At 61.5% G+C, this 25,915-nt stretch carries 25 protein-coding genes and 1 pseudogene; 21 read left to right on the top strand and 5 right to left on the bottom strand.

Annotated elements, in window-relative coordinates; all coding sequences use genetic code 11:
• The 5 genes and pseudogenes from WCA85_RS17020 to WCA85_RS17040 form a co-directional block, all read left to right on the top strand.
• Nucleotides 1-237, top strand: a pseudogene (locus tag WCA85_RS17020) (VanZ family protein); the annotation flags it as partial.
• 169 nt (nt 238-406) lie between these two features.
• Nucleotides 407-730 carry a (2Fe-2S) ferredoxin domain-containing protein gene (locus WCA85_RS17025; protein WP_424065811.1) on the top strand — a complete coding sequence of 108 codons (324 nt, stop codon included), beginning with the start codon at nt 407-409 and terminating at the stop codon, nt 728-730.
• 8 nt (nt 731-738) lie between these two features.
• Nucleotides 739-1,383, top strand: coding sequence for an alpha/beta hydrolase (locus tag WCA85_RS17030; RefSeq protein WP_424065813.1), 645 nt, complete (start codon nt 739-741; stop codon nt 1,381-1,383).
• A gap of 322 nt (nt 1,384-1,705) precedes the next feature.
• Nucleotides 1,706-2,929, top strand: coding sequence for a D-alanyl-D-alanine carboxypeptidase family protein (locus WCA85_RS17035; protein WP_424065815.1), 1,224 nt, complete (start codon nt 1,706-1,708; stop codon nt 2,927-2,929).
• 60 nt (nt 2,930-2,989) lie between these two features.
• A complete protein-coding gene (locus WCA85_RS17040) occupies nt 2,990-3,259 on the top strand; it encodes a DUF493 family protein (RefSeq protein WP_424065816.1) in 270 nt (89 codons plus the stop codon).
• A 46-nt stretch (nt 3,260-3,305) separates the two neighbouring features.
• Here the strand turns inward: WCA85_RS17040 and WCA85_RS17045 are convergent, their stop codons facing one another.
• Entirely contained in the window at nt 3,306-4,298 is a 993-nt protein-coding gene (locus WCA85_RS17045) for a transcriptional regulator GcvA (RefSeq protein ID WP_424065818.1), read from the bottom strand.
• 98 nt (nt 4,299-4,396) lie between these two features.
• Between WCA85_RS17045 and WCA85_RS17050 the strand changes: the two genes are divergently transcribed.
• The 6 genes from WCA85_RS17050 (at nt 4,397) to WCA85_RS17075 (ending at nt 9,777) form a co-directional block, all read left to right on the top strand.
• Nucleotides 4,397-4,723, top strand: coding sequence for a DUF2917 domain-containing protein (locus WCA85_RS17050; RefSeq protein WP_424065820.1), 327 nt, complete (start codon nt 4,397-4,399; stop codon nt 4,721-4,723).
• Between the two features lie 240 nt (nt 4,724-4,963).
• Nucleotides 4,964-5,773, top strand: coding sequence for a lipoyl(octanoyl) transferase LipB (gene lipB, locus WCA85_RS17055; protein WP_424065822.1), 810 nt, complete (start codon nt 4,964-4,966; stop codon nt 5,771-5,773).
• A 13-nt stretch (nt 5,774-5,786) separates the two neighbouring features.
• On the top strand, nt 5,787-6,791 hold the full coding sequence (lipA, locus tag WCA85_RS17060; protein ID WP_424065824.1) for a lipoyl synthase: 1,005 nt from the start codon (nt 5,787-5,789) through the stop codon (nt 6,789-6,791).
• Between the two features lie 195 nt (nt 6,792-6,986).
• Nucleotides 6,987-8,009, top strand: a complete 1,023-nt coding sequence (tauA, locus tag WCA85_RS17065) for a taurine ABC transporter substrate-binding protein (RefSeq protein WP_424065826.1) — start codon at nt 6,987-6,989, stop codon at nt 8,007-8,009.
• Between the two features lie 65 nt (nt 8,010-8,074).
• Nucleotides 8,075-8,872, top strand: coding sequence for a taurine ABC transporter ATP-binding protein (locus tag WCA85_RS17070; protein ID WP_424065828.1), 798 nt, complete (start codon nt 8,075-8,077; stop codon nt 8,870-8,872).
• Nucleotides 8,869-9,777, top strand: coding sequence for an ABC transporter permease subunit (locus WCA85_RS17075; RefSeq protein WP_424065830.1), 909 nt, complete (start codon nt 8,869-8,871; stop codon nt 9,775-9,777). The genes WCA85_RS17070 and WCA85_RS17075 overlap by 4 nt, the downstream gene beginning before the upstream one ends.
• Before the next feature lie 102 nt (nt 9,778-9,879).
• Here the strand turns inward: WCA85_RS17075 and WCA85_RS17080 are convergent, their stop codons facing one another.
• A complete protein-coding gene (locus WCA85_RS17080) occupies nt 9,880-10,653 on the bottom strand; it encodes a DeoR/GlpR family DNA-binding transcription regulator (RefSeq protein WP_424065831.1) in 774 nt (257 codons plus the stop codon).
• Nucleotides 10,654-10,971: 318 nt separating this feature from the next.
• Here WCA85_RS17080 and ugpQ point away from each other — a divergent pair, with 318 nt between their 5' ends.
• The 8 genes from ugpQ (at nt 10,972) to WCA85_RS17120 (ending at nt 21,186) form a co-directional block, all read left to right on the top strand.
• Nucleotides 10,972-11,757 (top strand): glycerophosphodiester phosphodiesterase, encoded by a 786-nt coding sequence (ugpQ, locus tag WCA85_RS17085; protein ID WP_424065833.1) that lies wholly within the window; start codon nt 10,972-10,974, stop codon nt 11,755-11,757.
• Nucleotides 11,758-11,857: 100 nt separating this feature from the next.
• Nucleotides 11,858-12,970 (top strand): ABC transporter substrate-binding protein, encoded by a 1,113-nt coding sequence (locus tag WCA85_RS17090; RefSeq protein WP_424065834.1) that lies wholly within the window; start codon nt 11,858-11,860, stop codon nt 12,968-12,970.
• A gap of 69 nt (nt 12,971-13,039) precedes the next feature.
• Nucleotides 13,040-13,978, top strand: a complete 939-nt coding sequence (locus WCA85_RS17095) for an ABC transporter permease (protein WP_424065836.1) — start codon at nt 13,040-13,042, stop codon at nt 13,976-13,978.
• Entirely contained in the window at nt 13,975-14,790 is an 816-nt protein-coding gene (locus WCA85_RS17100; protein ID WP_424065838.1) for an ABC transporter permease, read from the top strand. Before WCA85_RS17095 ends, WCA85_RS17100 begins: the two co-directional genes overlap by 4 nt.
• Nucleotides 14,791-14,809: 19 nt before the next feature.
• Entirely contained in the window at nt 14,810-15,880 is a 1,071-nt protein-coding gene (locus WCA85_RS17105) for an ABC transporter ATP-binding protein (protein ID WP_424065840.1), read from the top strand.
• A gap of 555 nt (nt 15,881-16,435) precedes the next feature.
• Nucleotides 16,436-17,728: a dicarboxylate/amino acid:cation symporter gene (locus WCA85_RS17110; RefSeq protein WP_424065842.1), complete on the top strand. Its 1,293-nt coding sequence runs from the start codon at nt 16,436-16,438 to the stop codon at nt 17,726-17,728.
• Nucleotides 17,635-19,767, top strand: a complete 2,133-nt coding sequence (locus WCA85_RS17115; RefSeq protein WP_424065844.1) for a sensor histidine kinase — start codon at nt 17,635-17,637, stop codon at nt 19,765-19,767. The genes WCA85_RS17110 and WCA85_RS17115 overlap by 94 nt, the downstream gene beginning before the upstream one ends.
• Before the next feature lie 66 nt (nt 19,768-19,833).
• Entirely contained in the window at nt 19,834-21,186 is a 1,353-nt protein-coding gene (locus WCA85_RS17120; RefSeq protein WP_424065845.1) for a sigma-54-dependent transcriptional regulator, read from the top strand.
• Between the two features lie 91 nt (nt 21,187-21,277).
• Here the strand turns inward: WCA85_RS17120 and WCA85_RS17125 are convergent, their stop codons facing one another.
• Entirely contained in the window at nt 21,278-21,802 is a 525-nt protein-coding gene (locus WCA85_RS17125) for a TlpA disulfide reductase family protein (protein ID WP_424065847.1), read from the bottom strand.
• Between the two features lie 143 nt (nt 21,803-21,945).
• On the opposite strand from WCA85_RS17125, the gene WCA85_RS17130 reads away from it, so the two are divergent.
• Nucleotides 21,946-22,587, top strand: coding sequence for a hypothetical protein (locus WCA85_RS17130; RefSeq protein WP_424065849.1), 642 nt, complete (start codon nt 21,946-21,948; stop codon nt 22,585-22,587).
• A gap of 331 nt (nt 22,588-22,918) precedes the next feature.
• Here the strand turns inward: WCA85_RS17130 and WCA85_RS17135 are convergent, their stop codons facing one another.
• Both WCA85_RS17135 and WCA85_RS17140 read right to left on the bottom strand, forming a co-directional pair.
• A complete protein-coding gene (locus WCA85_RS17135) occupies nt 22,919-24,547 on the bottom strand; it encodes a YifB family Mg chelatase-like AAA ATPase (protein ID WP_424065851.1) in 1,629 nt (542 codons plus the stop codon).
• A gap of 182 nt (nt 24,548-24,729) precedes the next feature.
• On the bottom strand, nt 24,730-24,984 hold the full coding sequence (locus WCA85_RS17140) for an accessory factor UbiK family protein (protein WP_074300916.1): 255 nt from the start codon (nt 24,982-24,984) through the stop codon (nt 24,730-24,732).
• Nucleotides 24,985-25,430: 446 nt separating this feature from the next.
• Between WCA85_RS17140 and WCA85_RS17145 the strand changes: the two genes are divergently transcribed.
• Nucleotides 25,431-25,769, top strand: coding sequence for a P-II family nitrogen regulator (locus WCA85_RS17145; protein ID WP_006048089.1), 339 nt, complete (start codon nt 25,431-25,433; stop codon nt 25,767-25,769).
• Nucleotides 25,770-25,915 lie beyond the last annotated feature (146 nt).

Genomic DNA, 25,915 nt, shown 5'->3' on the forward strand with positions numbered 1-25,915 from the left:
CACGGCTGGCGGGCGGCACTGGCGGCCGCCGCGCTCGTGGTGGCGCTGGTGCTCGTCAATCTTCTGCCAGTCAATCCGTACTTCGACGTCGTTCTGGGTAACTGGCGCCAAGGACGTTATCTGCATCTCAACGGGCTCGCGCGCTGGCTCGCGTGGACGTGGCCGTATGCGGCGCTGATCTGGCTGGCGTTTTCTGCGGAACGTGCGTGGCTACGGCGCCGGCGCGATTCCCCATGATTCTTTGGCGATCGATCGGCCTGAGCCGGGCTCAGACCAGCACGAAGCGGCCGTCTGCCCTCGTCGTTATAATCGATCTACCATTGCCGCCTTGTCAGCGCGCCGCATTCCTGCTTACAGCCGCTTTCATTCGGCTTCACTTTCTTTTCAGCCTCGCCCTCCGGACACCATGGACTCTTTCTACAAGTACCACGTCTTCTTCTGTCTCAACCAGCGCGACCCCGGTGCGGACCGCCCGAGTTGCGCCAACTGCAACGCGCAGGCCATGCAGGAGCATGCGAAAAAGCGGGTGAAGCAACTCGGCCTCGCGGGCCCGGGCAAGGTACGCATCAACAAGGCGGGGTGTCTCGAACGCTGCGAAGAAGGACCGGCCGTTGTCATCTATCCGGAAGGTACCTGGTACACGTACATCGACGAGAGCGACATCGACGAAATCGTCGAGTCGCATCTTGCGAACGGCAAGGTGGTCGAACGCCTCAAGATGGATCGGTGAGCCGCGGCATGAATGTTCATACAAAACAGTTCCTGATCGATGGGCCGGTAGGCAAGATCGAGGTCGCGCTCGATCTGCCCGACGAGACGCGCGAGAACGGCACGCCGCCGCGCGGCATCGCGCTCGTCGCGCATCCGCATCCGCTGTTCGGCGGCACGATGGACAACAAGGTGGCGCAAACGCTCGCCCGCACGCTCGTGCAATTGAATTACGTGACGTACCGCTCGAATTTCCGCGGCGTGGGGCAGACGCAAGGCGAACACGATGCCGGAATCGGCGAGCGCGACGACCTGCGGGCGGTGGTCGATTACATGCGCGCACAGCCGGGTCAGGCTGATCTGCCCCTTGTGCTGGCGGGTTTTTCGTTCGGCACCTTTGTGCTGTCGCATGTGGCTGCGCAGCTTGTCGAAGAAGGGCAGGCCATTGAGCGAATGGTTTTTGTGGGCACCGCCGCAAGCCGCTGGGAAGTTGCACCGGTGCCGGAAAACACCCTGGTCATTCACGGCGAAACCGACGACACCGTGCCGATTCAATCGGTGTACGACTGGGCGCGTCCGCAGGAATTACCGGTCGTCGTGATTCCCGGCGCCGAGCATTTCCTGCACCGCAAATTACATATTCTGAAGCGCGTCATTGTCGACGCGTGGCGCTGACAGGTGTCCACCTGGCGTACGTCCGCACGTTTTCCGGGGTACAGGTATGCGTGAAATGAAAATTTATCAGCACGCCATGCGTAAAGTTGGCTCCTCGGCGCGCGTATAATGGGCGCACTTTTTTGGGCGTAGCGATGCCCATCCGGCTGGTTGCGTCGTTGTTTCGCGGCAGCGCCGGGTGGTCGCGCTGCGCGAACCGATCGCGTGGCCGGAAGTCCAACGGGCGCCGCGCTGCTTTATATGCGGCCAGCGCTCGCCGACCGGCTCTTCCAAACTGCGTGCCTTGAGGCGCGCAATGCATATTTCTGCCCGAATCGATCCTATGCGTTTTTCCACCTCCGGCTTTTCGTCACTCTCGTCCTTCGTTCCCACCTCGATCAGCCGCGCCGTGACGCTCGGTCTGGTGTTGCCCGCCTCGCTCGTCGCGAGCACGGCATTCGCGCAAGTGCCACCTCCGGGGGTCAATGCGCGCTCGTGGGTGCTCGTCGATGCAACCAGCAATCAGGTTCTCGCCTCGGGCAATGCCGATGAGCGCGTCGAACCGGCTTCGCTCACCAAGCTGATGACGGCTTACCTGGTCTTCGAGGCACTGCAGACCAAGAAGATCTCGATGGATCAGATCGTCAACCCGAGCGAGGCAGTACGCCGCGTGAAGAACGACGAGTCGCGCATGTTCATCGAAGCGGACAAGCCGGTGTCCGTGCATGACCTCGTCTACGGGATGATCATCCAGTCCGGTAACGACGCGGCCATCGCGCTGGCTGAACTGGTCGGCGGCAGCGAGTCGCAGTTCGTCGTAATGATGAACGCCGAGGCGCAGCGCCTCGGCATGACGCATACGCACTTCGCGGACGTCAACGGCATGCCGGATCCGCAGCACTACACGAGCGCGGGCGACCTCGCGATCCTGTCGGCGCGTCTGATCCGCGATTTCCCGGATTACTACAACATCTTCTCGGTGAAGGATTTCACCTACAACAAGATCAAGCAGCCGAACCGCAACCGTCTGCTGTGGATCGATCCGACCGTCGACGGGTTGAAAACGGGGCATACACAAGCCGCCGGTTACTGCCTGATCGCCAGCGCGAAGCGTCCGTTGCCGGGCGCGCCGGATGCATCGCGCCGTCTGGTTTCGGTGATGATGGGCGAAGTGAAGGAACACGACCGTGTCGAAGACAGCCTGAAGATGCTGAACTACGGCTATAGCGCGTACGACACGGTGCGTCTGTACAAGGCCGGCCAGGTCATTGAGACGCCGCGCGTCTACAAGGGCGCGGAAGATGTGGTGAAGATCGGCGTGAAGTCCGATCAGTACATCACCGTGCCGAAGGGCATGGCCGACAAGGCGAAGCCGCAGGTTGAGCATATCGACCCGCTGATCGCACCGATCGCCGCTGGTCAACAGGTCGGCACGGTCAAGCTCGTCGCCGACGGCAAGACTCTCGCGCAGTTCCCGATCGTCGCGCTGCAGGCGGTGCCGCAGGCCGGTATCGTGGGCCGCGTGTGGGATTCGCTGATGCTGATGTTCAACAAGAAGAAAGCGTAATTGCGTCATGGCGGCTCGTGCGCGGGTGATGCGCGAGCCGCTGCAGAGTGGGAGTGAAACATGCAACCTGATATCGATTCCCTGTTTGAATTTCCGTGCGATTTCCCGATCAAGGTGATGGGCAAGTCTCATCCCGAGTTCGCCGAAACCATCGTGACGGTGGTCAAGCAGTTCGATGAAAGCGTGGACGCATCGAGCGTCGAGACGCGGCCATCGAGCGGCGGCAATTACACCGGCCTGACGGTGACGGTGCGGGCCACCAGCCGCGCCCATCTCGACGATATCTACCGGGCGCTCACCGGGCATCCGATGGTGAAAGTCGTGCTTTGAGCGATGTGGCGGGTAGCGCTGGCTTGCCGCGCTTTCCTGCTACCGTTCACGGTGAGACGTGCAACGCGTCCGCCGCTGTTTTTGGTCCTGCTTGCGGGGCGGTTTGCGGGCCTGCTTGCGGCCCGGCTGTACAGGCCAGCTCGAAAAGCTGCCTGAAGCGGCCCACTTCTTCGAATACCCAATCCCTGAAAGCGCGCACGCGTTCCGCCTGGATCATGTGCAGCGGGCAGATGAAGTAGTACTGCCACGGGCTAGGACCGTCTACGTCGAATAGCCGCACTAGGCGCCCCGCCGCGATTTCAGGCATGGCGAGCGAGCGACGCGTGAGCACGATGCCCTGACCGTCAACGGCTGCCTGCAACAGATTGGACGAATCCTCGTACATCACGCCGCGCTTCGGCTCAGGCCAGTCGGTGAGGCCGGCCGCGTCGAACCACGGGCGCCACAGTTCGTCGGCGGAGCGCAGTAGCGGGAATCTGGCGAGATCCGTCGGCACTTTCGGCAGATTGCCGCCGTTGAAAGTTGGGGAGCAGGCGGGAAAAAAGATCTCTTCGAGCAGCAGTTCCGCGTGCAGGCCCGAGTACTTGCCGTAGCCGAAACGGATCGCGGCATCGACATCGTCGCGAGTGAAATCGGTCAGGTTATTGGTGGATAACAGTTCGAGGTCCCATTGCGGATGCGCCTCGATAAAGCTGCCAATGCGCGGCGTCACCCAACGCGCGGCGAAGGACGACAGCATCGACACCACCAGACGCCGTTCGCGGTCGCCGGCGCGCACCTCGCGCGTGGCGTCGGCGAGCGCCATCAGGGCGGCGCGTACCTGGGTAGCGTAGCGGCGGCCAACCTCGGTGAGCCGCACGCGCTTGCCGTCCCGGGCAAACAGAGTAATGCCCAGTTCTGCTTCGAGCGCCCGGATCTGATGGCTGACCGCGCCGTGCGTGACGAACAGTTCGTCCGCGGCGCGTGAAAAGCTCTCGTGACGGGCGGCTGCTTCAAACGCCTTGATCGCGTTTAGCGCGGGGAGTTGTCGAAGGTCCATCGCAATTATTCTCACATAGAGGTGAAATTTGATCGTTTTGTCTAACCCCTTGCTACGCCTACGATTGTAGTCACGAAATGACTTTCTACGAGGGCATCATGCGAGAAATTTCCTCTAGTATCACCTTCGAAATCAAGGCTGGCGAGACGGTTCCGATGAAGGTGGCGCGCAGTATTCGACTGGCGGTGAGCAGCGGCGCGGTCTGGGTGACGCGCAGTGGCGATACCGAAGATTACTGGCTGCATCCGGGCCACACGCTAAGGTTGCGGCGCGGCGAGCGGCTCTGGCTGAGCGTCGAAGGTGGCGACCGGGCGATCGTGGCATTTGCGGTGCCGGCACGTCCGGATGTGCGGGTCTTCAACTGGTTAGTGCGAATCAATGACTGGCTTGGCCTGCGGCCGCGTGACGGCTGGCGTACGGTGTGAGCGCTTGCTCACCTGGAATTTTCAGGCAGAGGCGGCAGGGTGGAGCGGTCATTGGAGCGATTCGGTTCGGGCCGGCGCGCAAGCCAGCCGCGGCATATTCGCTGCGGGCCGGCACGTGAGAGGGGCCCGGCGCGATTCGCTGTGGCTCGCCACGTAAGTGGGCCCCGGCGCGATTCGCTATGGCTACACCATGAGCGAGCTCCGGCGGGAAACGCAGGATTTCGGTAAACTGACGCCATCATGTGCGCCACGCCGGTTTCTTCCCCCTCAGTACCCTCTGCGACGAATTCCGCCGATTCCGCCGCGCCTGGGATTCCGCCAAGCCTTGCGCCTGCTACGTCCGAGAGGTCTGCTGGTACGCCGGCCGTCCCGCTGACGCTGCACTGGCGCGGCGTCGAATCCTACGAAACCAGCTTCGCGGCGATGCGCGCATTCACGGATGCGCGCACCACCGACATCCCCGACGAAATCTGGCTCGTCGAGCATCCCCCCGTCTTCACGCTAGGTCAGGCCGGTGATCCGGCGCATCTGCTGGCCGCTGACAGCGGCATTCCGCTAGTCAAGGTCGACCGCGGCGGGCAGATCACGTACCACGGGCCCGGACAGGTGGTTGCCTACCTGATGCTCGACCTGCGCCGCCGCAAGCTGATGGTGCGCGAGTTGGTGACGCGCATCGAGCAGGCCGTGATCGATACGCTCGCGGCGTATAATCTCGCCGGAGAACGCAAAGCTGGCGCCCCAGGCATCTACCTGGCGCCGGGTCCGGATGTAGGGTCGCATGCGGGCGCCAAGATTGGCGCGCTGGGCCTGAAAATCCGCAATGGCTGCAGCTATCACGGTGTCAGCCTGAACGTGAACATGGACCTGCGGCCGTTTCTGGCCATCAATCCTTGCGGCTACGCGGGGCTCGAAACGGTCGACATGGCGACGCTCGGCGTCACCGCCGGCTGGGACGACGTGGCCCGGACCTTTGCTGCATGCCTCACCGCAAACATCGACGGCACTCCCGCAGCCGTCGCCCAACCGCAGGCCGGTGTCGTTACCGCCTGACTGGATCGAACGAATGACTGACGTTACCGCGAACCTCGACGGCGCTGCCGCCCCTGATACTGCAGTGGCTCCTGCCGCATACGACGCTACGGCGAAACAGAAGGCGCAGGCCAAGACCGCGCGCATTCCGATCAAGATCATCCCGATCGAAAAGCTGAAGAAGCCGGACTGGATTCGCGTTAAAGCGGCCACCGGCAATTCGCGCTTCTACGAGATCAAGCAGATTCTGCGCGAGCACAATCTGCATACCGTGTGTGAAGAGGCGAGCTGCCCGAACATTGGTGAATGCTTCGGCAAGGGTACGGCCACCTTCATGATCATGGGTGACAAGTGCACGCGTCGCTGCCCGTTCTGCGACGTCGGCCACGGCCGTCCTGATCCGCTAGATGTTGACGAACCTGGCAATCTGGCGCGCACGATCGCGGCACTGAAGCTCAAGTATGTGGTGATCACCAGCGTGGATCGTGACGATCTGCGCGACGGCGGCGCTGCGCACTTTGTTGAATGTATCCGCCAGACCCGTGAGTTGTCGCCGGAAACGCGCATCGAAATCCTGACGCCGGATTTCCGCGGCCGTCTGGATCGCGCGTTGGGCATTCTCAATGCTGCACCGCCCGATGTGATGAACCACAACCTCGAAACGGTGCCGCGTCTGTACAAGGAAGCGCGTCCTGGTTCGGATTACGCGCACTCGCTTAAGCTGCTGAAGGACTTTAAGGTATTGCATCCGGATGTCGCGACCAAGTCGGGCCTGATGGTGGGCCTGGGCGAAACGGAAGAAGAAATTCTTCAGGTGATGCGCGATCTGCGCGAACACGATGTGGACATGCTGACGATCGGCCAGTATTTGCAACCGTCGGAGCATCATCTGCCGGTGCGGTCGTACGTGCATCCCGACACGTTCAAGATGTATGAGGAAGAAGCGTACAAGATGGGCTTTACGCATGCCGCTGTTGGCGCGATGGTGCGTTCGAGCTATCACGCGGACCTGCAGGCGCATGGGGCCGGCGTGGTTTGAGCTTCCATCAGCTAAATTTATTCTAGATGTCGAGCCCGCACTGGTTGCGGGCTTTTTTTTGGCCGCATCCAACCCAACGTGAAAAGCAATGTTCAAACAGCGTGATTTGCAATCGCTTATTCATTGGAACCGTTGACGCTTAAACGCCCTATAGTCAAAACCCTCCATAACACCTTATTAAAACGGGGCTTCTCGATGAAACGATTCTTCACTCCGCTCGCTGCATTTGCTGCCTTGCTCGCTTTCTCCGCCCCGTTCGCGACGCTCGCGCACGCGGATACGAAGGAAGTCGTGATCGCCTACCAGGACATGGTCGTGCCGTGGCGCTACGCGCAGGCTACTGGTGAAGTCGAGAAAGAAACCGGCTACAAGGTGGTTTATCGCCAACTCGCCAGCGGCGCGGAAGTGGTGCGTGCGCTCGCGTCAGGTTCGGTGCAACTCGGTGAGGCCGGTTCAAGCCCGATTGCGGCGGGCTTGTCGCAAGGCGTCGATATTTCGCTGTTCTGGATTCTCGATAACATCAACGACGCCGAAGCATTGGTGGCGCGTGACGGCTCCGGCGTGACGAGCGTCGCGGGTCTGAAGGGCAAAAAGATCGGCGTACCGTTCGTGTCCACCTCGCACTTTCACACGCTCGTCGCGTTGCAGAGCGCTGGCATTAATCCGTCGGACGTGAAGATCGTCAATCTGCGTCCGCAGGAAGTCGCAGCGGCCTGGGACCGTGGCGATATTGACGCCACGTACATCTGGGACCCGGTTCTTGCCAAGGTGAAGAAGAACGGCAAGGTGCTGATTACATCGGGGCAAGTCGCGCAGGAGTCGGGCAAGGCCACCTTCGATGGCTTCGTGGTGGACCGCAAGTTCGCGAAAGATAATCCGGAGTTCGTCGAGCGCTTCGTGAAGGTGTTGGCCGCCAGCGATGCGAACTATCGCAATCACACGTCAGCGTGGAATGCCGGTTCGCCTGAAGTCGCGGCAGTTGCCAAAGAGTCCGGTGCAAATGCCGAGGACGTGCCGGCGAGTCTCGCACTGTATGCGTTCCCGTCGCCGGCTCAGCAGGCGTCGAACATATGGCTCGGCGGTGGTGCACAATCCGGGGCGGCAAAGTCTCTTGCAGCGACGGCGGCATTCCTGAAGACGCAAGGCACGATCCAGAACGTGTTGCCCGATTATTCGGCAGGCATCGATCCGCGTTTCGTTCAGCAGGCAACCCACTAGGAAAACGTGCAGCGCCGACGCGTTGTCAACGCGCTGCATGGCTTTCCTGATCAACGGGCATACACATGAGTGGTCTGGAAATCCGGCGGTTGAGCGTCGCCTATGAGGGAGCGCGCGGCGCGGCTCCGACGGTCGCGTTGGCGGACGTCGATCTGCGTGTGGAAACAGGTGAGTTTGTCGTGGCGCTGGGCGCATCGGGGTGCGGTAAAACCACCTTGCTCAATTGCATCGCTGGCTTTATCCCACCAAGCAGCGGCGAAATCCGTCTGAACGGCCAGCGCGTCACCGGTCCCGGCGCGGACCGCGGCGTGGTGTTCCAGAAGTACGCGTTGATGCCATGGCTCGACGTGCTGGACAACGTCGCGCTCGGACTGCGGTTCCAGCGCGTGCCCAAGGCGGAGCGGGAGCGTGTCGCGCGGCAGATGCTCGCGCTGGTCGGTCTCGAAAAGCATGCGCACGCGCGCATCTACGCGTTGTCGGGCGGGATGCAGCAGCGTGTGGGCATTGCGCGGGCGCTGGCGAGTGATCCGCAGATGTTGCTGATGGACGAGCCAATGGGCGCACTCGATGCGATGACCCGCGAGTCGATGCAGGAACTGGTGCTGGATGTCTGGGGGCGCACGCACAAGACGGTGTTTTTCATCACGCACAGCGTCGAGGAGGCGCTCTTTCTGGCGACCCGGCTCGTTGTGATGACGCCGGGGCCCGGGCGCATTGCCGAGAGTTTCGACTTGCCGTTTGCGCGCCGCTTCCTGCAGACGCGCGATGCGCGTGCGGTGAAGTCGTCAGCGGATTTCATCGAATGGCGCGAAAAACTCGTACGCCGTTTGCATCAACGGGCACCGGCGGAGGAGCTGTCGTGACGGCTTCACGTGATTCGTTAAGCAAGGTGTCATTGATCCACACGGACACGACGCCGGATGCAGCGCTCGCGGCCTCTTTGGAAACGCACGCCGCGCCAGTGAAAGCCCGGCCCGTACGACCGTGGCGCATGCCTGGCGAAGGGCCGACTGCTGCGCTGAGCGTGATTTCCGTGACGGTGCTCGCCGCGCTGTGGTGGCTCGCCACGCATCTGCACTGGTTGTCGCCGCTCTTCCTGCCGACGCCTGAAGCGGTCTGGGCCGCGTTCATCGATGCCTGCCACGGTCGCATCCAGGGCGGCCTGCCGCTGTCGGAGCATCTGGTGTGGAGCGCGCTGCGGGTCTTTGGTGCGTTCGCGCTGGCTACGGTCACGGCGGTGCCGGTCGGCATTCTGATGGGCGTGAGCCGCGTGGCGCGCGGACTGCTCGATCCGCCGCTCGAGTTCTACCGTCCACTGCCGCCGCTCGCTTATCTGCCGCTGGTGGTGATCTGGTTTGGTATCGACGAGACGGCCAAAATCGTCGTGATTTATCTGGCTTGTTTCGCGCCGATCGCCATGGCTGCGCGAGCCGGCGCACGCAGCGCGACCGTCGAGCAGATTCACGCGGCCTATTCGCTGGGCGGAAAGTTTGCGCAGATCGTGCGCTTCGTCGTGCTGCCGGCCGCGTTGCCGGAGATTCTGACCGGTTTGCGCATCGCGATTGGTTTCGGCTGGACCACCCTCGTGGCCGCCGAGATGGTGGCGGCCACGGCGGGGCTCGGTCAGATGGTGCTTAATGCATCGAGCTTCTTGCGCACTGACGTCGTCGTGATGGGCATTGTGTTGATCGGCCTGATCGCATGGATCTTTGATCTGGGAATGCGTGCGCTGGAGCGGCGGCTCGTGCCGTGGAAGGGACGCGTGTGAAGCAGGCAGCTGACGGGTCGCAAAAGGGGCAGGGCGGTGCGTTGCGCTTTGCGCAGCAGAGCAGAGCGAGTCGAGTCCCGCAGCCCACACCCTTTCTCGCCTCTAGGCCAGAATAATCTGGTTCAGCTTCTTCTTCAGCGCAGCAAACTCGGCGGCTTCGGCTGCCTTCTTGTTGGTAATCAGTACATCGATCTGATCCACCGGACAGTACGAGATGCGGCTGCGCTGTCCGATCTTGCTGTAGTCGGCGAGAATCACCACGCGGTCCGCATTGGCGACCATCGCCCGCGCGACTTCCGTTTCTGCATGATCGTAGTTGGTCGCGCCATGCCGGTAGTCGACGCCGACTGGCGATAACAGTGCCACGTCAGCGCGGTAGCGGTAAATATCCAGAATCGTCGTGCTGCCGCCAGTCGCCATTGCGCGGTCGCTGATCGATCCACCTAAAAGGATCACCTCGTTGATCGCATCGGCCTGTTGCTCGCCCGCGCCGCGCATCTTGAGCGCCACATCAATCGAGTTGGTCACGACCGTCAGATTGGCCAGTTTCGCCAACTCTTCCGCGAGCGCCGACGTAGTCGTGCCGGCGTCGATAAACAGCGTCTGGCCGCTCGCGATCAAACCCGTCGCGGCCTTGGCGATCGCGGTCTTTGACTTGACCCGGGTGTGGGCGCGTTCGGCAATCGGCGCTTCGTCAGCAGGCTTGATGGCACCGCCATGCACTCGCCTTAACTCACCGAGGGCTTCGAGGTCGAGCAGGTCGCGCCGCACCGTCTCACGCGAGACGCCGAGATCCGCCATGATCCGTTCGGTCGACACCCGCTGCAGTGTCGATAGCAACGCGCGAATTCTCTGATGACGGTCTTCCTGCCACATGCATGATCCCTTTGCAAATAAGTCGGTCTGGAGGGCAGATGCGCCCTTTTCATCAGTGACACAGTTGTGTGTCGAGCCCGTGTCACACGTATCACTTTACCCGTTCTTTGTTGTATTTTTTTGGGCTCTTGCAAATTTGTGTATTTAAACTTAGCCTTCGCAGATTGGACTGTCGACTCCCGAAGGCGGCCGCGCCGCAGCATGATGCTTTGCTGATAAACGACGCGGCTCGGTTCGTCATCCTGATGATGATCGAACGGCGGGCAGCAGGTTACGATAGGGATAATTCGATCCAGTCTATTTCGAAGGTGCACAGACGTGGAAACTGGGATTGATCGTACTTTAGCTGCCGACTGGCCATACCCCCGGCTGGTCGCCCACCGCTGCGGCGGGACGCTCGCGCCGGAAAATACGCTCGCCGGTTTCGACGCGTGTAAGCGCTACGGCTATCGGATGGTCGAATTCGACGCCAAGCTCTCGGCCGACGATCACCTGTTCCTGATGCACGACGATGCCGTCGATCGCACCACTAACGGTCACGGCGCGGCTGCGCAACGGAACTGGCAAGCGCTGGCGAAACTGGACGCAGGTTCATGGTACGGCCCGGGTTTCGCCGGCGAGCGTCTACCCACGCTGGCGGATGCGGCAGCGCGCTGCGCGCGCGACGTTATCGCTGCCAACATTGAGATCAAACCTTGTCCCGGCCGCGACGTGCTCACAGGCACGCTCGTCGCGGGCGCCGCGCTGGCGCTTTGGCAAGCGCAAACGCCGCCGTTGCTGTCATCCTTTTCGCAGGAAGCGCTCGCGGCTGCACGCGAGGCTGCGCCAACGCTCCGACGCGGGATGCTGTTTGAAGCCGTACCCAATGACTGGCTCCGCATTGTGCGCGAGCTCGATTGCGTGTCCCTGCATGCAGCCCACACGCATCTGAATGCGCGACTGGTCGCCGAGATCCACGCGGCCGGCTTACGCGTGCTTGCCTATACCGTGAACGATCCGGCCCGTGCGCTGTTGCTTGCCCAATGGGGCGTTGACATGATTTGTACCGATCGCATCGATATGCTTGCGCACGACATGCTGGCGGCGCCGGGGAACCCTGCATAGGCATGGCAGGCGCGCAGGCAATGAGCGTGCCGAGGATTACCGTCAAACGAAGCTTTCCCAACGTATTAATTTTCTTCAGAGGCAGAGGATGGGAAATACTATGAACCGCACGTGGTTAAGCCGTGTTCTCTCGATGTCAGCGGTTGCGAGTGTCGCTGCGGGAGGCGCGAGCAGCGCATTCGCTGCGCCGCCGGATGCGCTCGTCGCGGCAGCCAGACAGGAAGGCCAACTCACCGTGATCGCGCTGCCGCACGACTGGTGCGGCTACGGTGCGATGATCCCTGCCTTCGAGAAAAAATACGGCATCAAGATCAACGAACTGAATCCGGATGCCGGCTCGGGCGACGAAGTCGAGGCCATCAAGGCCAACAAGGGCAACAAGGGTCCGCAGGCGCCGGACGTGATCGACGTGGGCCTGTCGTTCGGGCCGAGCGCAAAGGCCGATGGGTTGCTGCAACCGTATAAGGTGTCGACGTGGAAGGACATTCCCGATTCGGCCAAGGATGCGGACGGCTATTGGTACGGTGACTACTACGGTGTCCTGTCGTTCGAAGTCAACGCCGATATGATCGACAAGGTTCCCACCGATTGGTCTGATCTGCAGAAGGCGGATTACAGGAACGCCGTGTCGCTCGCTGGCGATCCGCGCTCGGCGAACCAGGCTATCCAGGCTATCTATGCTGCCGGGTTGTCCGGCACCAAGGGCGATGCGGGCAAGTCGGCTGACGCCGGCCTGAAGTATTTCGCCCAACTGAACAAGAGCGGCAATTTCGTGCCGGTGATCGGCAAAGCGGCATCGCTGGCCCAAGGTACGACGCCGATCATCGTGCGCTGGGACTACAACGCGCTGGCCGACCGCGACACGCTCAAGGGCAATCCGAAGGTGCAGGTGGTGGTGCCGAAGACAGGCGTCGTAGCGGGCGTGTATGTGCAGGCGATCAGCGCTTACGCACCGCATCCGAACGCCGCGAAACTGTGGATGGAATACCTGTACTCCGACGAAGGCCAGGTTGCCTGGCTGACCGGCTACTGTCACCCGATCCGCTACAACCAGCTGGTTGCCGCGAAGAAGGTGCCGCAGGCATTGCTGGACAAGTTGCCGCCCGCCGCGGCCTACAAGACCGCCGTGTTCCCGACCCTGCAACAGCAGGATGCCTACAAGGACACGATCACCAAGCATTGGGATGAGGTGGTCGGCGCCAACGTGAAGTAAGCGGATGGTTGAATCCGGGTGCCGCCCTGGGCGGCATCGGCGTTGACCTGATTGCACCAAGGGTGATTTATGACCGCTTCATCGGATGCAGGCCCGGCGCAGCCGGAACTGCTGGTTCCACTGGTGCCTGAGCCAACGCCCTACGTCACGGGACCGGGAGCTTCGTCACAGTTGCTGACCTGGCTTGGCGTCGCGCCGTTCTTTATTTTTGCACTGCTGTTTCTGATTCTGCCGACGGGCTTTCTGATGGTCGGCGCGTTTCAAGACCCGCAGGGTCACTTCACGCTGGCGAATTTTCGTGACCTGCTTCAGCCGGGCGTGCTGGAAGCCTACTGGATCAGTTTCAAGGTGAGCGCGGCGTCAGCCATTGGCGGGGCCGTGCTCGGTTCGTTGCTGGCCTGGGCAGCCGTGCAGGGACAACTGCCTGCCTGGATTCGTCCGACCTTAATGACCTTCTCCGGCGTCGCTTCGAATTTCGCCGGTGTACCGCTCGCGTTCGCCTTCATCTGCACGCTGGGCCGGGTCGGTCTTGTCACGGTGCTGCTGAAGAAATACGTCGGCATCAATCTGTATTCGACGGGCTTCAGCATTCTCAGCTTCACCGGCTTGACGGTGACCTATCTCTACTTCCAGATTCCGTTGATGGTGCTGATCGTCACTCCCGCGTTAGACGGTCTGAAGCGCGAATGGCGTGAAGCATGCGATTGCCTGGGCGGTACCTCCCTTCAGTACTGGCGCTATGTGGCGTTGCCGGTGCTGTGGCCAAGCGTGCTGGGTGCGACCTTGCTGCTGTTTGCGAATTCGTTTGGCGCCGTCGCTACCGCATATGCATTAACGGGCAGTTCGCTCAACATTGTGACGATCCTGTTGTACGCGCAGATTCGCGGGGATGTGCTGCACAACCAGAACCTCGGCTACGCGCTCGCGCTAGGCATGATCCTCGTGACGGGGGTGTCGAACGGCGGCTACATCTGGCTGCGCGCACGCGCCGAAAGGGGGCGTCGATGAACCGTCAATCGCGTGTGGGCGCCTGGACCGCGATGGTCGTCGGCACGCTATATTTCCTGATTCCGCTGATCGCCACCTTTGAATTCAGCCTGCGCATGCGACGCGACTCCTACAGCTTCGATGCCTATCGCGTCGTGCTGACGGACCCGCGTTTTCAGGCGTCATTCGGTTACTCGATTTTGATGGCTATTCTGACGATTGTGGTCGGTGTCCTGCTGGTGGTGCCGACGGCTTACTGGGTTCGCCTGCGTTTGCCGAAGCTGCGTCCGGTAGTGGAATTCATCACGTTGCTGCCGCTGATCATTCCAGCCATCGTGATCGTGTTCGGCTATTTGCGCATCTATAACAGCAGTTCGATCCTGCCGCTCACGGGCAACGAGCGTGCTACGGATCTGCTGCTGGTGTTCGGCTACGTCACGCTGGCGCTGCCGTACATGTACCGCGCAGTGGATGCCGGCCTCTCCGCCGTCGACGTGCGTTCGCTGACCGAAGCGGCCGAATGTCTCGGCGCGAACTGGCCGACCATTCTCTTCAAGGTGATCTTTCCGAACATCCGTTCGGGCATTCTGTCCGGCGCCTTTCTCACCTTTGCGGTGGTGATTGGGGAGTTCACGCTGGCGAGCCTGCTCGATCGGCCGGCGTTCGGGCCTTACCTGCAACTGGTCGGCGCGAATCGCGCTTATGAACCCTCGGCGCTGGCGATCATCGCGTTCGTTATCACCTGGGCCTCGATGGGGTTGATCCAGGTGTTTGGTTCAGCGCGCGGGTTAGCGCGGACCTCGGCCAATGCACCGGCCGGACAAAAACCCTGATGAATTAAGGCGTCGAATCATGGCATTCCTCGAGATCGAAAATCTGCACAAGTCGTTTGGCGCGAATATCGCGTTGCATCACTTTGATATGAAGGTCGAGCGCGGCGAGTTCATCACGTTCCTCGGACCGTCCGGGTGTGGCAAGACGACTGTACTGCGCATGATCGCGGGCTTCGAAACACCGACGCGCGGCACGATCCGACTCGACGGCCGTGATGTGACGCATCTGCGCACGCGTCAGCGCAAGGTCGGCATGGTGTTCCAGGCGTATGCGCTGTTTCCGAACATGACGGTGGCGGACAACATCGGCTTTGGTCTCAGGATTGCGCATCGGCCACAGGATGAGATCCGCAAACGGGTCGCCGAGATGCTGGATCTGATCAAGCTGCCGGATGTCGGCGAGCGCTATCCGTGGCAACTCTCGGGCGGCCAGCAACAACGGGTGGCACTGGCGCGGGCACTGGCAGGCAAGCCGCAGGTGCTGCTGCTGGATGAGCCGCTTTCTGCGCTCGATGCGAAGATTCGCATTTCGCTGCGCCAGGACATTCGCGCGTTGCAGCGCGAGTTGGGTATAACGTCAATTTTCGTCACGCACGATCAGGAGGAGGCGCTGTCGATCTCCGATCGCATCGTGGTGATGAACGAAGGACGCGTCGAGCAGGTAGGGACCTCTTCGGAGATTTATAACTATCCGCGCACGCGTTTCGTGGCGTCATTTGTGGGAACGCTCAACATCCTGTCCGGTCATGTTGTGGACCCGGCGACCGGCAAGATGGCGGTTGACGGCCAGGAACTCGTCACCACTCAGCCCCTCGCGCCGGACGACGCCGGTAAGAAGCGTCTGCTGGCGTTGCGGCCGGAGGCCATCGTGCTTGAAGCGCCGGCGACTGGGCGCAATACGCTGGCGGCGACCGTCGAAGAAGTGAATTTTCTCGGGGCGGTGGTGCGAATCCGCACGCGCGTAAAGGACGCGGTGATCTCCCTCGACGTCTTTAACGACCCGAACCGTCGGCTGCCGGAGCGCGGTCAACCGGTCGCCCTAGGCTTTTCGCACGAGAATCTGCTGGTGCTGGAAGAGGGGGCGGTGTAGCGCGATAACGGGTGTCTTGACTACGGCCAGAACCGATTTAACAATCCTTAACGGTCGTCGCGCTCAATCCATCCTAATATTGAGATGTGAGCTTCGTCGTTACTTTGACCGTACCCGGAGCCCACGAACAACAAACTTCTCCGATATTCTGTTGAGAATGCCTTCCTGCCACGAGGAGGGCATTTTTTTGATTTGGGTGGTGATTGACGTTCATTCATCAACCACTCGCACGCCTCCATTGATGCGTCCGGAATCACCGACGCCGCACGTCCGGATTTCCGGAAAGCTGGACGATTCACTCACCGCTTCCTAAAAATATCCATATAAATCAAGGCGAGTGGATATTTCTCAGCCTGGCATCGACCTTGCAAATTAGAAGCGCGGCCGCAACGGCCCGACAACTAAAGCATGGAGACAACGATGTCCGATTTCCCCTCCCGGTATCACTAGTTTCGTCTTGTCGCGGCCCGATGCCGTGCACAGGCGAGACGTCCATTCGTTCGCGTGATGCGCAGCGTGGCAGGCCATTGGCTCATCCACATCGCAGGAACCATCATGAAGAAACCTATCCATAAGGTGCTCTACTTCCAGGTGATCGTCGCGATCATCATCGGTATTGCACTCGGTCATTTCTCACCCGACTTCGCCATCGACATGAAGCCGCTCGGCGACGCATTCATCAAGCTGATCAAGATGGTGATCGGGCCGATCATCTTCTGTACGGTCGTGACTGGCATTGCTGGCATGGAGGACATGAAGAAGGTCGGGCGGGTCGGCGGCAAGGCGCTGCTCTACTTCGAGATCGTCTCGTCGTTCGCGCTGGTGCTCGGCCTGATTGCGACGCATGTGCTAAAGCCGGGCGCAGGCTTTAACGTCGACCCGGCGACGCTCGATGGTAAGGCCGTTGCGTCATACGCGGCCAAGGCGCATGGGCAAAGCACCGTCGACTTCTTCATGCACATCATCCCGAACACGATCACGGACGCATTTGCGCAGGGCGAGATCCTTCAAATCTTGCTGATCGCGATGCTGTTCGGCAGCGTGCTCGCCACACTCGGCCCGCGCGGCAAGGTGGTCACAGATCTGATCGATGGCCTCTCTAGCGTACTGTTCGGCGTGGTGCGTATCGTCACGAAGCTGGCGCCGATCGGCGCGTTCGGTGCGATGGCGTTCACCATTGGCAAGTACGGCATCGGTTCTCTGCTGCCCATGCTCAAGCTGATCGGCACCTTCTATCTGACCTCGATCGTGTTCGTGTTGGTCGTGCTCGGCACCATCGCGCGGATGGTGGGCTTCAGCATCCTGCGCTTCGTGGCCTACATCAAGGAAGAACTGCTGATCGTGCTGGGCACGAGTTCGTCCGAAGCGGCATTGCCGCAGTTGATGCTCAAGCTCGAGAAACTGGGCTGCTCGCGCTCGGTGGTCGGTCTTGTTGTGCCCACGGGCTACTCGTTCAATCTGGACGGCACCAACATCTACATGACGATGGCCGTGCTGTTCATCGCCCAGGCGACCAACACGGACCTGACCTGGACCCAGCAGCTCACGCTGCTCGCCGTAACGATGCTGACCTCGAAGGGCGCGAGCGGCGTGACGGGTGCGGGCTTTATCACGCTCGCGGCGACGCTGGCTGTGGTTCCGACGATCCCGTTGTCGGGCATGGTGTTGATTCTCGGCATTGACCGTTTCATGAGCGAATGCCGGGCGCTGACAAACATCGTCGGCAACGGTGTGGCCACCGTCGTGGTGTCGGCATGGGAGAAGGAACTGGACCGCAGCAAGCTGCGCGCCGTGCTGCGTGGCGACGTCAGCATCAAGGAACCGGAGAGGGAAACGGCCGGCGCATAAACGCGGGCATTCGACAGCGTGGCGGGGGCGCTTACTGGCCCCCGCGTTATGCCACAATAACTGCACCTCACCCATTGGAATCCGCCAACGTGACGCGCCGACTGCTGATCCTCTTCGCGCTCGTCGCTGGGCTCGTGGTGGCGTGCGGGCTCACGTGGAGCATCACGTGGCAACGCGGTATCGACGAGTTGCGGCGCAACGCCGCGGTGCGCGTCGACCGTACGGCCAATTCGCTGAAGAGCACGCTCGAACGCTACGAGTCGCTGCCTTACCTGCTGGCCGAGCACCCGTTTGTCCAGGACGTGCTGGTGGACCCTGACCCGTCCAACGTCGAGCGCGCCAATCACTACCTGGAAGACCTCAACCTCCACGCGCGCGCGACGGCGACCTACATCATTCAGGCCGACGGCCTGTGCGTTGCCGCAAGCAACTGGCGTGAGCCGGAGAGCTTCGTGGGTGGTGAGTACCAGTTCCGGCCATATTTCGTCGACGCGGTGAAGGGTGGCGTGGGGCGCTTTTTCGGCATCGGGACGATTTCGCATGATCCCGGTTACTACATCTCGCAACCGGTGCGGCGAGAGGGCAAGATCGTCGGCGTGGCGGTCGTTAAACTCAATCTGGAATGGTTTCAGGGTGCAGATGCGTCGGAGCCATTGCTCGTCACTGATGACCACGGGGTGATTTTTCTGTCTTCGGTGCCGGCGTGGAGATACCACACGGTGAGTCCGCTGTCGGGCGCCGTGGTCGATTCGATCTATCAGACGCGCCAATACGCGCAGCAGGAGATTGCGCCGCTGCCGGTGACGATCGAGCGCAAGCTTGAGGGCGACGCGCAGATTGTGCGCGTTGGCGGCGGACGTTACGCTCCGCGTTATCTGGCGACGCGACGTTCGATGGGCGGCCCCGACTGGCATCTGATCACAATGGCGAGCGTCGATCCGGTTGACGCGGACGCTCGCAATGCGGCAATCGTCACGGGCTTCGGCTATGTATCGCTGTGCTTGCTGGCGTTCTACTGGAGAATGCGCCGCGCACGACTGCGCGAGATGATCCGCGGTCGCGAACTGCTGCAACGCGCGTATGCGGAGTTGAATCAGCGGGTGGCGGAACGGACTGCGGATCTCTCACAGGCGAACGAGCAACTTAAGACCGAGGTGAGCGAACGTACGCGAGCCGAGCAGGAGTTACGCGCCGCGCAAGACGAACTGATTCAGGCGAGCAAGCTCGCGGCGCTCGGCCAGATGGCCGCGGGTATCACGCATGAATTGAATCAACCGCTGGCGGCATTGCGCGGTTTCTCGGACAACACACGCGTGTTTCTGGAGCGTGGTGATCACGCCTCGGCGCGCGACAATCTTGAAGCAATTGCCTCGCTCACCGAGCGCATGGGCAAGATCACGAATCAGCTCAAGCTGTTCGTGGGCCGGGCGCGGCCACGCAGCGCGCGGGCGCCATTGGCGCGCGCGTTGCGCAACGTGCTGGGGCTGTTGCAAAAGCGCTTACAGGGTGTGCTAGTGGAATTGACGGTGATCGACGCGGGGGCGGGCACGCGTGAGCGCTTTGATCCGACGCTCGATCATCCGGATCTCGTGGCGAACTGCGATGAATTGCGGCTGGAACAGGTATTGATCAATCTGCTCAGTAATGCGCTGGATGCGGGGGCCGCCCAACCGGGTGCGGGGCTTCTGGGGGGCGGCCAACCGGCGGCCGATTCGGTGGCTGGCCATCAAGGGTTCGGCGCGCCAGCGCCGCGCATCGAGATTGAAATCGAAGCGGCAGAAGCGACACTTTCGATCTCTATGCACGACAACGGGCCAGGCATTGCCGACGACGTTCTCCCTAGGCTATTCGAACCGTTCTTCACGACGAAAGAAATGGGCCAGGGGCTGGGGCTGGGTCTGGCGATCTCGTCCTCGATTGCGCGCGACGCCGGTGGTTCGCTGGTGGCGTCCAACGCAACGGACGGCGGCGCACTGTTTGTGCTGACGCTACGCCGCGCGCGCGTGCAGGCAACCGATCCGCTCACGGCGGGTCAATGAATCCATGCCTTGAGGCGCGAGACGATGCGCTCAGGCGTACTAAGGTGTTTAACGCGGTAAAGGATCATGGTTAACAATAGCCTGCCGGTGCTCTATATCGAAGACGACGAACTGGTGCGTCGCGCCAGCGTACAGAGTCTGCAGCTCGCTGGGTTCGACGTGACTGGTCATGCGTCGGTTGAATCCGCGGCGCGCGGTATCAGCGCAGATTTTCCAGGCGTGATCGTCAGCGATATCCGTTTGCCCGGCGCAAGCGGCCTCGATCTCCTTGCACAGTGCCACGAGCGGGCGCCTGACGTTCCCGTGATCCTGGTCACCGGCCACGGCGATATCTCGATGGCGGTGCAGGCGATGCGCGACGGCGCCTATGACTTCATTGAGAAACCGTTTGCATCGGAGCGTCTGATAGAAACAGTGCGGCGCGCGCTCGAACGCCGCACGCTCCTGCTGGAAAACCACGCGTTGCGTCGTGAGTTGGCGGGGCAAAACACGATCGCGCCACGCATTATCGGACGGAGTCCTGTTATCGAACAGGTGCGGCGACTGATCGCGAACGTCGCGCCGACCGATGCCTCGGTGTTGATCAATGGCGATACGGGAGCGGGCAAGGAACTGATCGCGCGCAGTCTGCACGAACTGTCGCCTCGGCGTGACAAACCGTTTCTCGCAGTCAATTGCGGGGCACTGCCTGAGCCGATGTTCGAATCGGAGATGTTCGGCTATGAGCCGGGCGCATTCACGGGTGCGGCAAAGCGGCGTATCGGCAAGCTGGAGCATGCGTCGGGTGGAACGCTGTTTCTGGACGAGATCGAAAGCATGCCGCTCGGATTGCAGGTCAAGTTGTTGCGCGTGCTGCAGGACGGCGTGCTGGAACGGCTTGGTTCTAACCAGCCGATTCGCGTGAATTGCCGTATCGTCGCTGCCGCCAAGGGTGACATGACGGAGCACGTCGCGGCTGGCACCTTCCGGCGCGATCTGCTGTACCGGCTGAACGTCGTGACGATCGGGCTGCCGCCGCTGGCGGAGCGGCGTGAAGACATCGTGCCGCTCTTCGAACACTTTTTGCTCGATGCTGCCGTTCGTTATCAGCGTCCCGCGCCGATCCTGACTGACCGTCAGCGCGCAGGATTGATGCAGCGCGACTGGCCGGGCAATGTGCGGGAGTTGCGCAATGCCGCGGATCGGTTCGTGCTCGGTGTGGCGGAGGATCCCATGACGGCGCCTGTGGATGACGCGGCTGAGGCCCAATCGCTCAAGGAGCGCGTCGAGCAGTTCGAACGCGCTGTGATTGCGCAAGCATTAGAGCAGACGGGTGGTAGCGTGGCGGTCGCGGCGGACCGGTTGCAGCTAGGCAAGGCGACGCTTTACGAGAAGATCAAGCGGTACGGTCTCGCGGTCAAAGGTGAGAGTGAGCGCTGAACGCGATAGCCCGAATCACCCGCATCCAAAAAGCAACGCGCCGGTAGCAGAGAGCCTGCTACCGGCGCGTTCTGTCTGGTGCTTCGCTGCTTCAGGCGGCGTTCAGCGCCTTTTCGAGCAACTGGTCCAACTCGGCGAATTGCGGCTCGCCCACATAACGCTTGAGGATCTTGCCGTTCCTGTCAACCACGAAGGTAGTCGGCGTCAACTGGACATTGCCGAACTGCTTGGCAGCCGAACCGTCGTCCATGGCGACCTTGAACGGTAGACGGCGCGTTTCGCTGTAGTTGGCCACGTACATCGGCGCATCGTAGTTCATCGCCACGGCGACGAACTCGAGACCTTTGCCCTTGAAGCGGTTATACGTTTTGACCATTTGCGGCATTTCCTGCACGCAAGTGTCGCAGTTAGTCGCCCAGAAGTTGACGAGGTACACCTTCCCCTTCAGGTCGGCCGTCGAGACTTTCTGTCCGGAAAGCAGCGTGAAGGTGGCGTCCGGCACTTGCTGCTGGACGTTGAAGGCGAAATAGCCGGCAATCGCAATCGCACCGGCGGCGACAGCCATCGCAATGTAGCGCAGCGGGCTGGCACGCCTGGAAACGGGGGTGGGGCTCATGGTCGGGACCTCGAGATTCGCGCAGAACGCGCGCAACGTAGCTGCCATATTGTAGCCGGATAGTCGTATGCCTGCGCGACTGCGGGTGGTCGACGGTCAGGAGATAATCAGATTTTACGTCTTGGTCTTCCCGACTTGCTCTCATGCTCCGACCCGCTTTCCGCTCACCATCCTCGCGTACTCTGCCGCTCGTTGCTTTCCGTCTGATCACTTCGCTGCGCTGCGTTGGTTTGCGGCTTGCCGCGGGACGCTCCTTGCTGACCGTGGGCGCTTGTATATTGGCGCTGGGCGGTATGTTGGCCGCCTGCTCGCCGACCTACGACTGGCGCACGATCATGAACAACGACGACGGCTATACGGTCGATCTGCCCGCTAAACCCAGCAACGACGCGCGGCAGATCGATATTGGCGGCACGCCGATGCAGATGGCAATGCAAACCGCCGAAGCCGGCAAAGCGGTGTTTGCAGTGGGAACGGTGATGTTGCCGTCGGACGACCCACAGACACAGCGCACCGCGCTCGATTTTCTGCGCGACGGCCTTGCCCGCAATGTCAGCGCCGCACCGGACGCGCATGCGGTGCAGATAGCGCTGGCGGCGGGCGGCCAAGTGCAGGGGCTTGAGATGACGTTAAGCGGCAGGGCCGGCGATGACAAGGAAACCCGCACCATCTACGCCCGGCTCGTCGCGCACGGCAAACGGGCGTATCAAGCGGCGATCATCGCGAGTCGACCCCTGCCGCAGGAGCAGGTGGATCAGTTTTTTCAGTCATTCCAGCTCTACTAACCCCGCTTGAACGCATGTTTAGGCGTGTCGTAGATCACCACTGCGAGTGAAAGTTCCTTCGTAGGTTATGACGCTAATCTACGGATTTCATAGGTATTTTCTTGTTACCCACAGGGCCTGTGGATAAGTTTGTGGAGAACCTTGCCTGGAGTCTCGCAAATGCCCGTCTGGCGGGCCTTCTGTTAGTTTTCCCTCGTTGGGCATAAACCGAAAAATATAATTAAATCAATGACCTACGAAAGAGGTCAAGAAGGCACCTTTCAATTGGTTGTGAGTTTGTCAGGTTCGCGTTTGTGTGTATAAGTCAAGTCTTGACAGATTTTTTTTTGCTTTATCCGGATACAAACGCTCTCCGATATTGAACCGCTTCGGCAATCTGGCCCCCGGTCGGAGTGTCAGTGCCGGCGAGATCCGCAATGGTTCGCGCGACCTTAAGGACGCGGTAGTAAGCCCGCGCCGACCAGCCGAAGCGATCGCCCGCTTCCCGTAGCAATGCTTCGCCGGCAGCATCGGGCCTGCAGACCTCATCGACCTCGCGCCCGCTCAATTCGCGATTGGTTTTGCCTTGACGGGCCAGTTGCCGTTCGCGCGCGGCGCTTACGCGTGCCGCGATCGCTGCGCTGGGCTCGCCGCTAGCGGCAGTGCGGGCGGACAGTTCGGCCGGCGTGAGTGCTGGAATCTCGATCTGTATATCGATCCGGTCGAGTAGCGGCCCCGATAGCTTGCGCAAATAGCGCGTGGCAACCTCAGGCGTACAGCGGCAGCGGCCAGTCAGATCGCCGCGCCAGCCACAAGGGCAGGGATTCATCGCTGCGATCAACTGGCAGGCCGCTGGGAAGTCGGCTTGGAGGGCCGCACGCGAAATTGTGATGCGTCCGGCTTCGAGCGGTTCACGCAGGGTCTCCAGCACCTGGCGGTCAAACTCGGGAATCTCATCCAGGAACAAAACGCCCAGATGCGCCAGCGTAATTTCACCGGGCTGCGGCGGATTGCGCCCGCCGACGAGGGCCGCTGCACTCGATGAATGGTGTGGCGCGCGAAACGGCCGCCGGCGCCACTGGGTTGTCGAGAACCCGGTCCGGCTGGCGGATAAAAGCGCCGCGGATGTGAGCGCTTCGTCGTCGGTCATGGGTGGCAGCAGACTTGGCAGACGTGCCGCCAGCATCGACTTACCAGCGCCGGGCGGACCGACCATCAGCACGTGATGTCCGCCTGCCGCCGCCACTTCCAGTGCGCGCCGCGCGCCGCGCTGACCGATCACATCGGCCATATCGAGTTGTCCGGCGGCCGGCACTTCGGTGAGTTCGGGGGCGGTGACGGGCGTCAGCCGCCCGTCTGGTCCGCCGGCCAGATGTGCGCACAGCGCGGGCAGGTCGGAAGCGCCGTAGACGTGCACGCCCGGCACGAGCGCCGCTTCGGCAGCGCTGGCCGCCGGCAGATATAGCTCGGCGGGACGGGCCGACATTCCGGCCGCGCCCACAGGTGACGATGCTTGCGCTCCACTTCCGACAAGCATAGCCATGTGCGCACCGGCAAACTCGTGCGCCTCGGTATGTGCCGCATGGCTTCGCGCCGTGCCGCATGCCATCGCAAAAGCGCCACGCATCGGCCGCAACGCGCCCGTCAGCGACAGCTCGCCCGCAAACTCGCGATGCATGAGCGATTCGGCTGGAATTTGTCCGCTGGCGGCAAGGATGCCTAAGGCAATCGGCAAGTCGAAGCGGCCGGACTCCTTGGGCAAGTCGGCAGGAGCGAGGTTGACCGTGATACGCCGCACCGGGAAGTCGAAACCGCAATTCTGCAAGGCGGCGCGCACGCGTTCGCGGCTTTCGCGTACTTCGAGATCCGGCAAGCCGACTATCGAAAAAGAGGGTAATCCGTTGGCGAGGTGAACCTCGACCGTTACTTCAGGCGCGCGGCCAGAGGCCGGCGCGCGACTGCGCACCACGGCAAGCGACATGTGTTCTCCCGTCAGACGGCGCGCCGGCGGCGCGCACGATCCCCTAAAGCGCTAATGACGTCACGGCTCGCTTGCCTGTGATGTGTGCGGCTCTCAAGAAAACGCCGGGTTGCCCGAGGCTTTCCTGACCCCCGCGGGGTGCCTGGCGCAACGCGTCAGGCTCGGGGGCATTTAGACCGGCTTCAGGATGTGTGCGTCACCGGCAGCTTCTGCTCGAGCTCGGCGACCCGGCGTTCCAGTTCCTCAAGGCGGGCGCGTGTGCGCACCAGCACCTGAGTCTGGGTATCGAATTCCTCCCGCGTCACGAGATCGAGCTTCGAGAAGCCCTGCGACAGCATGGCCTTGACGTTGCGTTCGACATCCTTGGCGGGCGAGTTCTTGAGCAGATCGCTCATGCGTGCCTGCAAATCGTTAAAGACGTCGTTTGGTTGTTTCATCGTATTCCCCTTCCGCGCACAAAAACTGTGCATGTGTTGTTACGTCTGTGCCCCGTAACATTCAATGATCTATTTTGGTGCATGACGGGCTGGCGAGAGCCTGCGGATGAACGCGTTTGGTGCGCCCCTTTGCATCCGATGCCTGCGGACACTCTAGCAACGATCCACGCGGCGCGCCACCGTCCCCCGCCTGCGTTGGCCATCCGGCCAGGGGCGCGCCAGTCCGGTGCCCGGTACCGGTTCCATGACATGGAATGTTCACATGGCATGCGAGTTGCTGTTACTGCCCGGCGCGCACTGCCGGGACGATTTACCGGGAGTGCATCGACGTGGCGAAGGTAGCCGCCGAATGTCGACGCAACGACACAGGGAACCACAGGGGAACCAGTAACGCACGGGTCAGGAAACAGGTAAGCAACGGGTTACGCAACTACAGCGAGGATTTCATGAAACTGATTACCGCAATCATCAAGCCGTTCAAGCTCGATGAGGCACGCGAAGCCTTATCGGCTATCGGCGTCTCCGGAATCACGGTGACAGAAGTGAAGGGCTTTGGACGTCAGAAAGGCCACACCGAGCTGTACCGGGGCGCAGAGTATGTGGTTGATTTTCTGCCGAAGGTGAAGATCGAGGCCGCGGTCTCGGACGATATCGTCGATCAGGCAATCGAAGCGCTCGAGCGTGCGGCACGCACCGGAAAGATCGGCGACGGCAAGATTTTTGTCACGCCGATCGAGCAAGTGATTCGAATTCGCACCGGGGAGACCGGGGCGGACGCCCTGTAATAAAAGATAGCGACAAGAGGAAACGAAGATGCGCAAATTATTGATGTCCTTGCTGATGGCCGGATCGCTGCTCGCGAGCGGTATCGGCGCCGCCGTCGCGGACGACGCTTCCGCACCCGCAGCGGCTTCCGCGCCTGCCGCCGACA

This window comes from Paraburkholderia sp. (assembly GCF_049581445.1).
Taxonomy (GTDB): Bacteria; Pseudomonadota; Gammaproteobacteria; order Burkholderiales; family Burkholderiaceae; genus Paraburkholderia.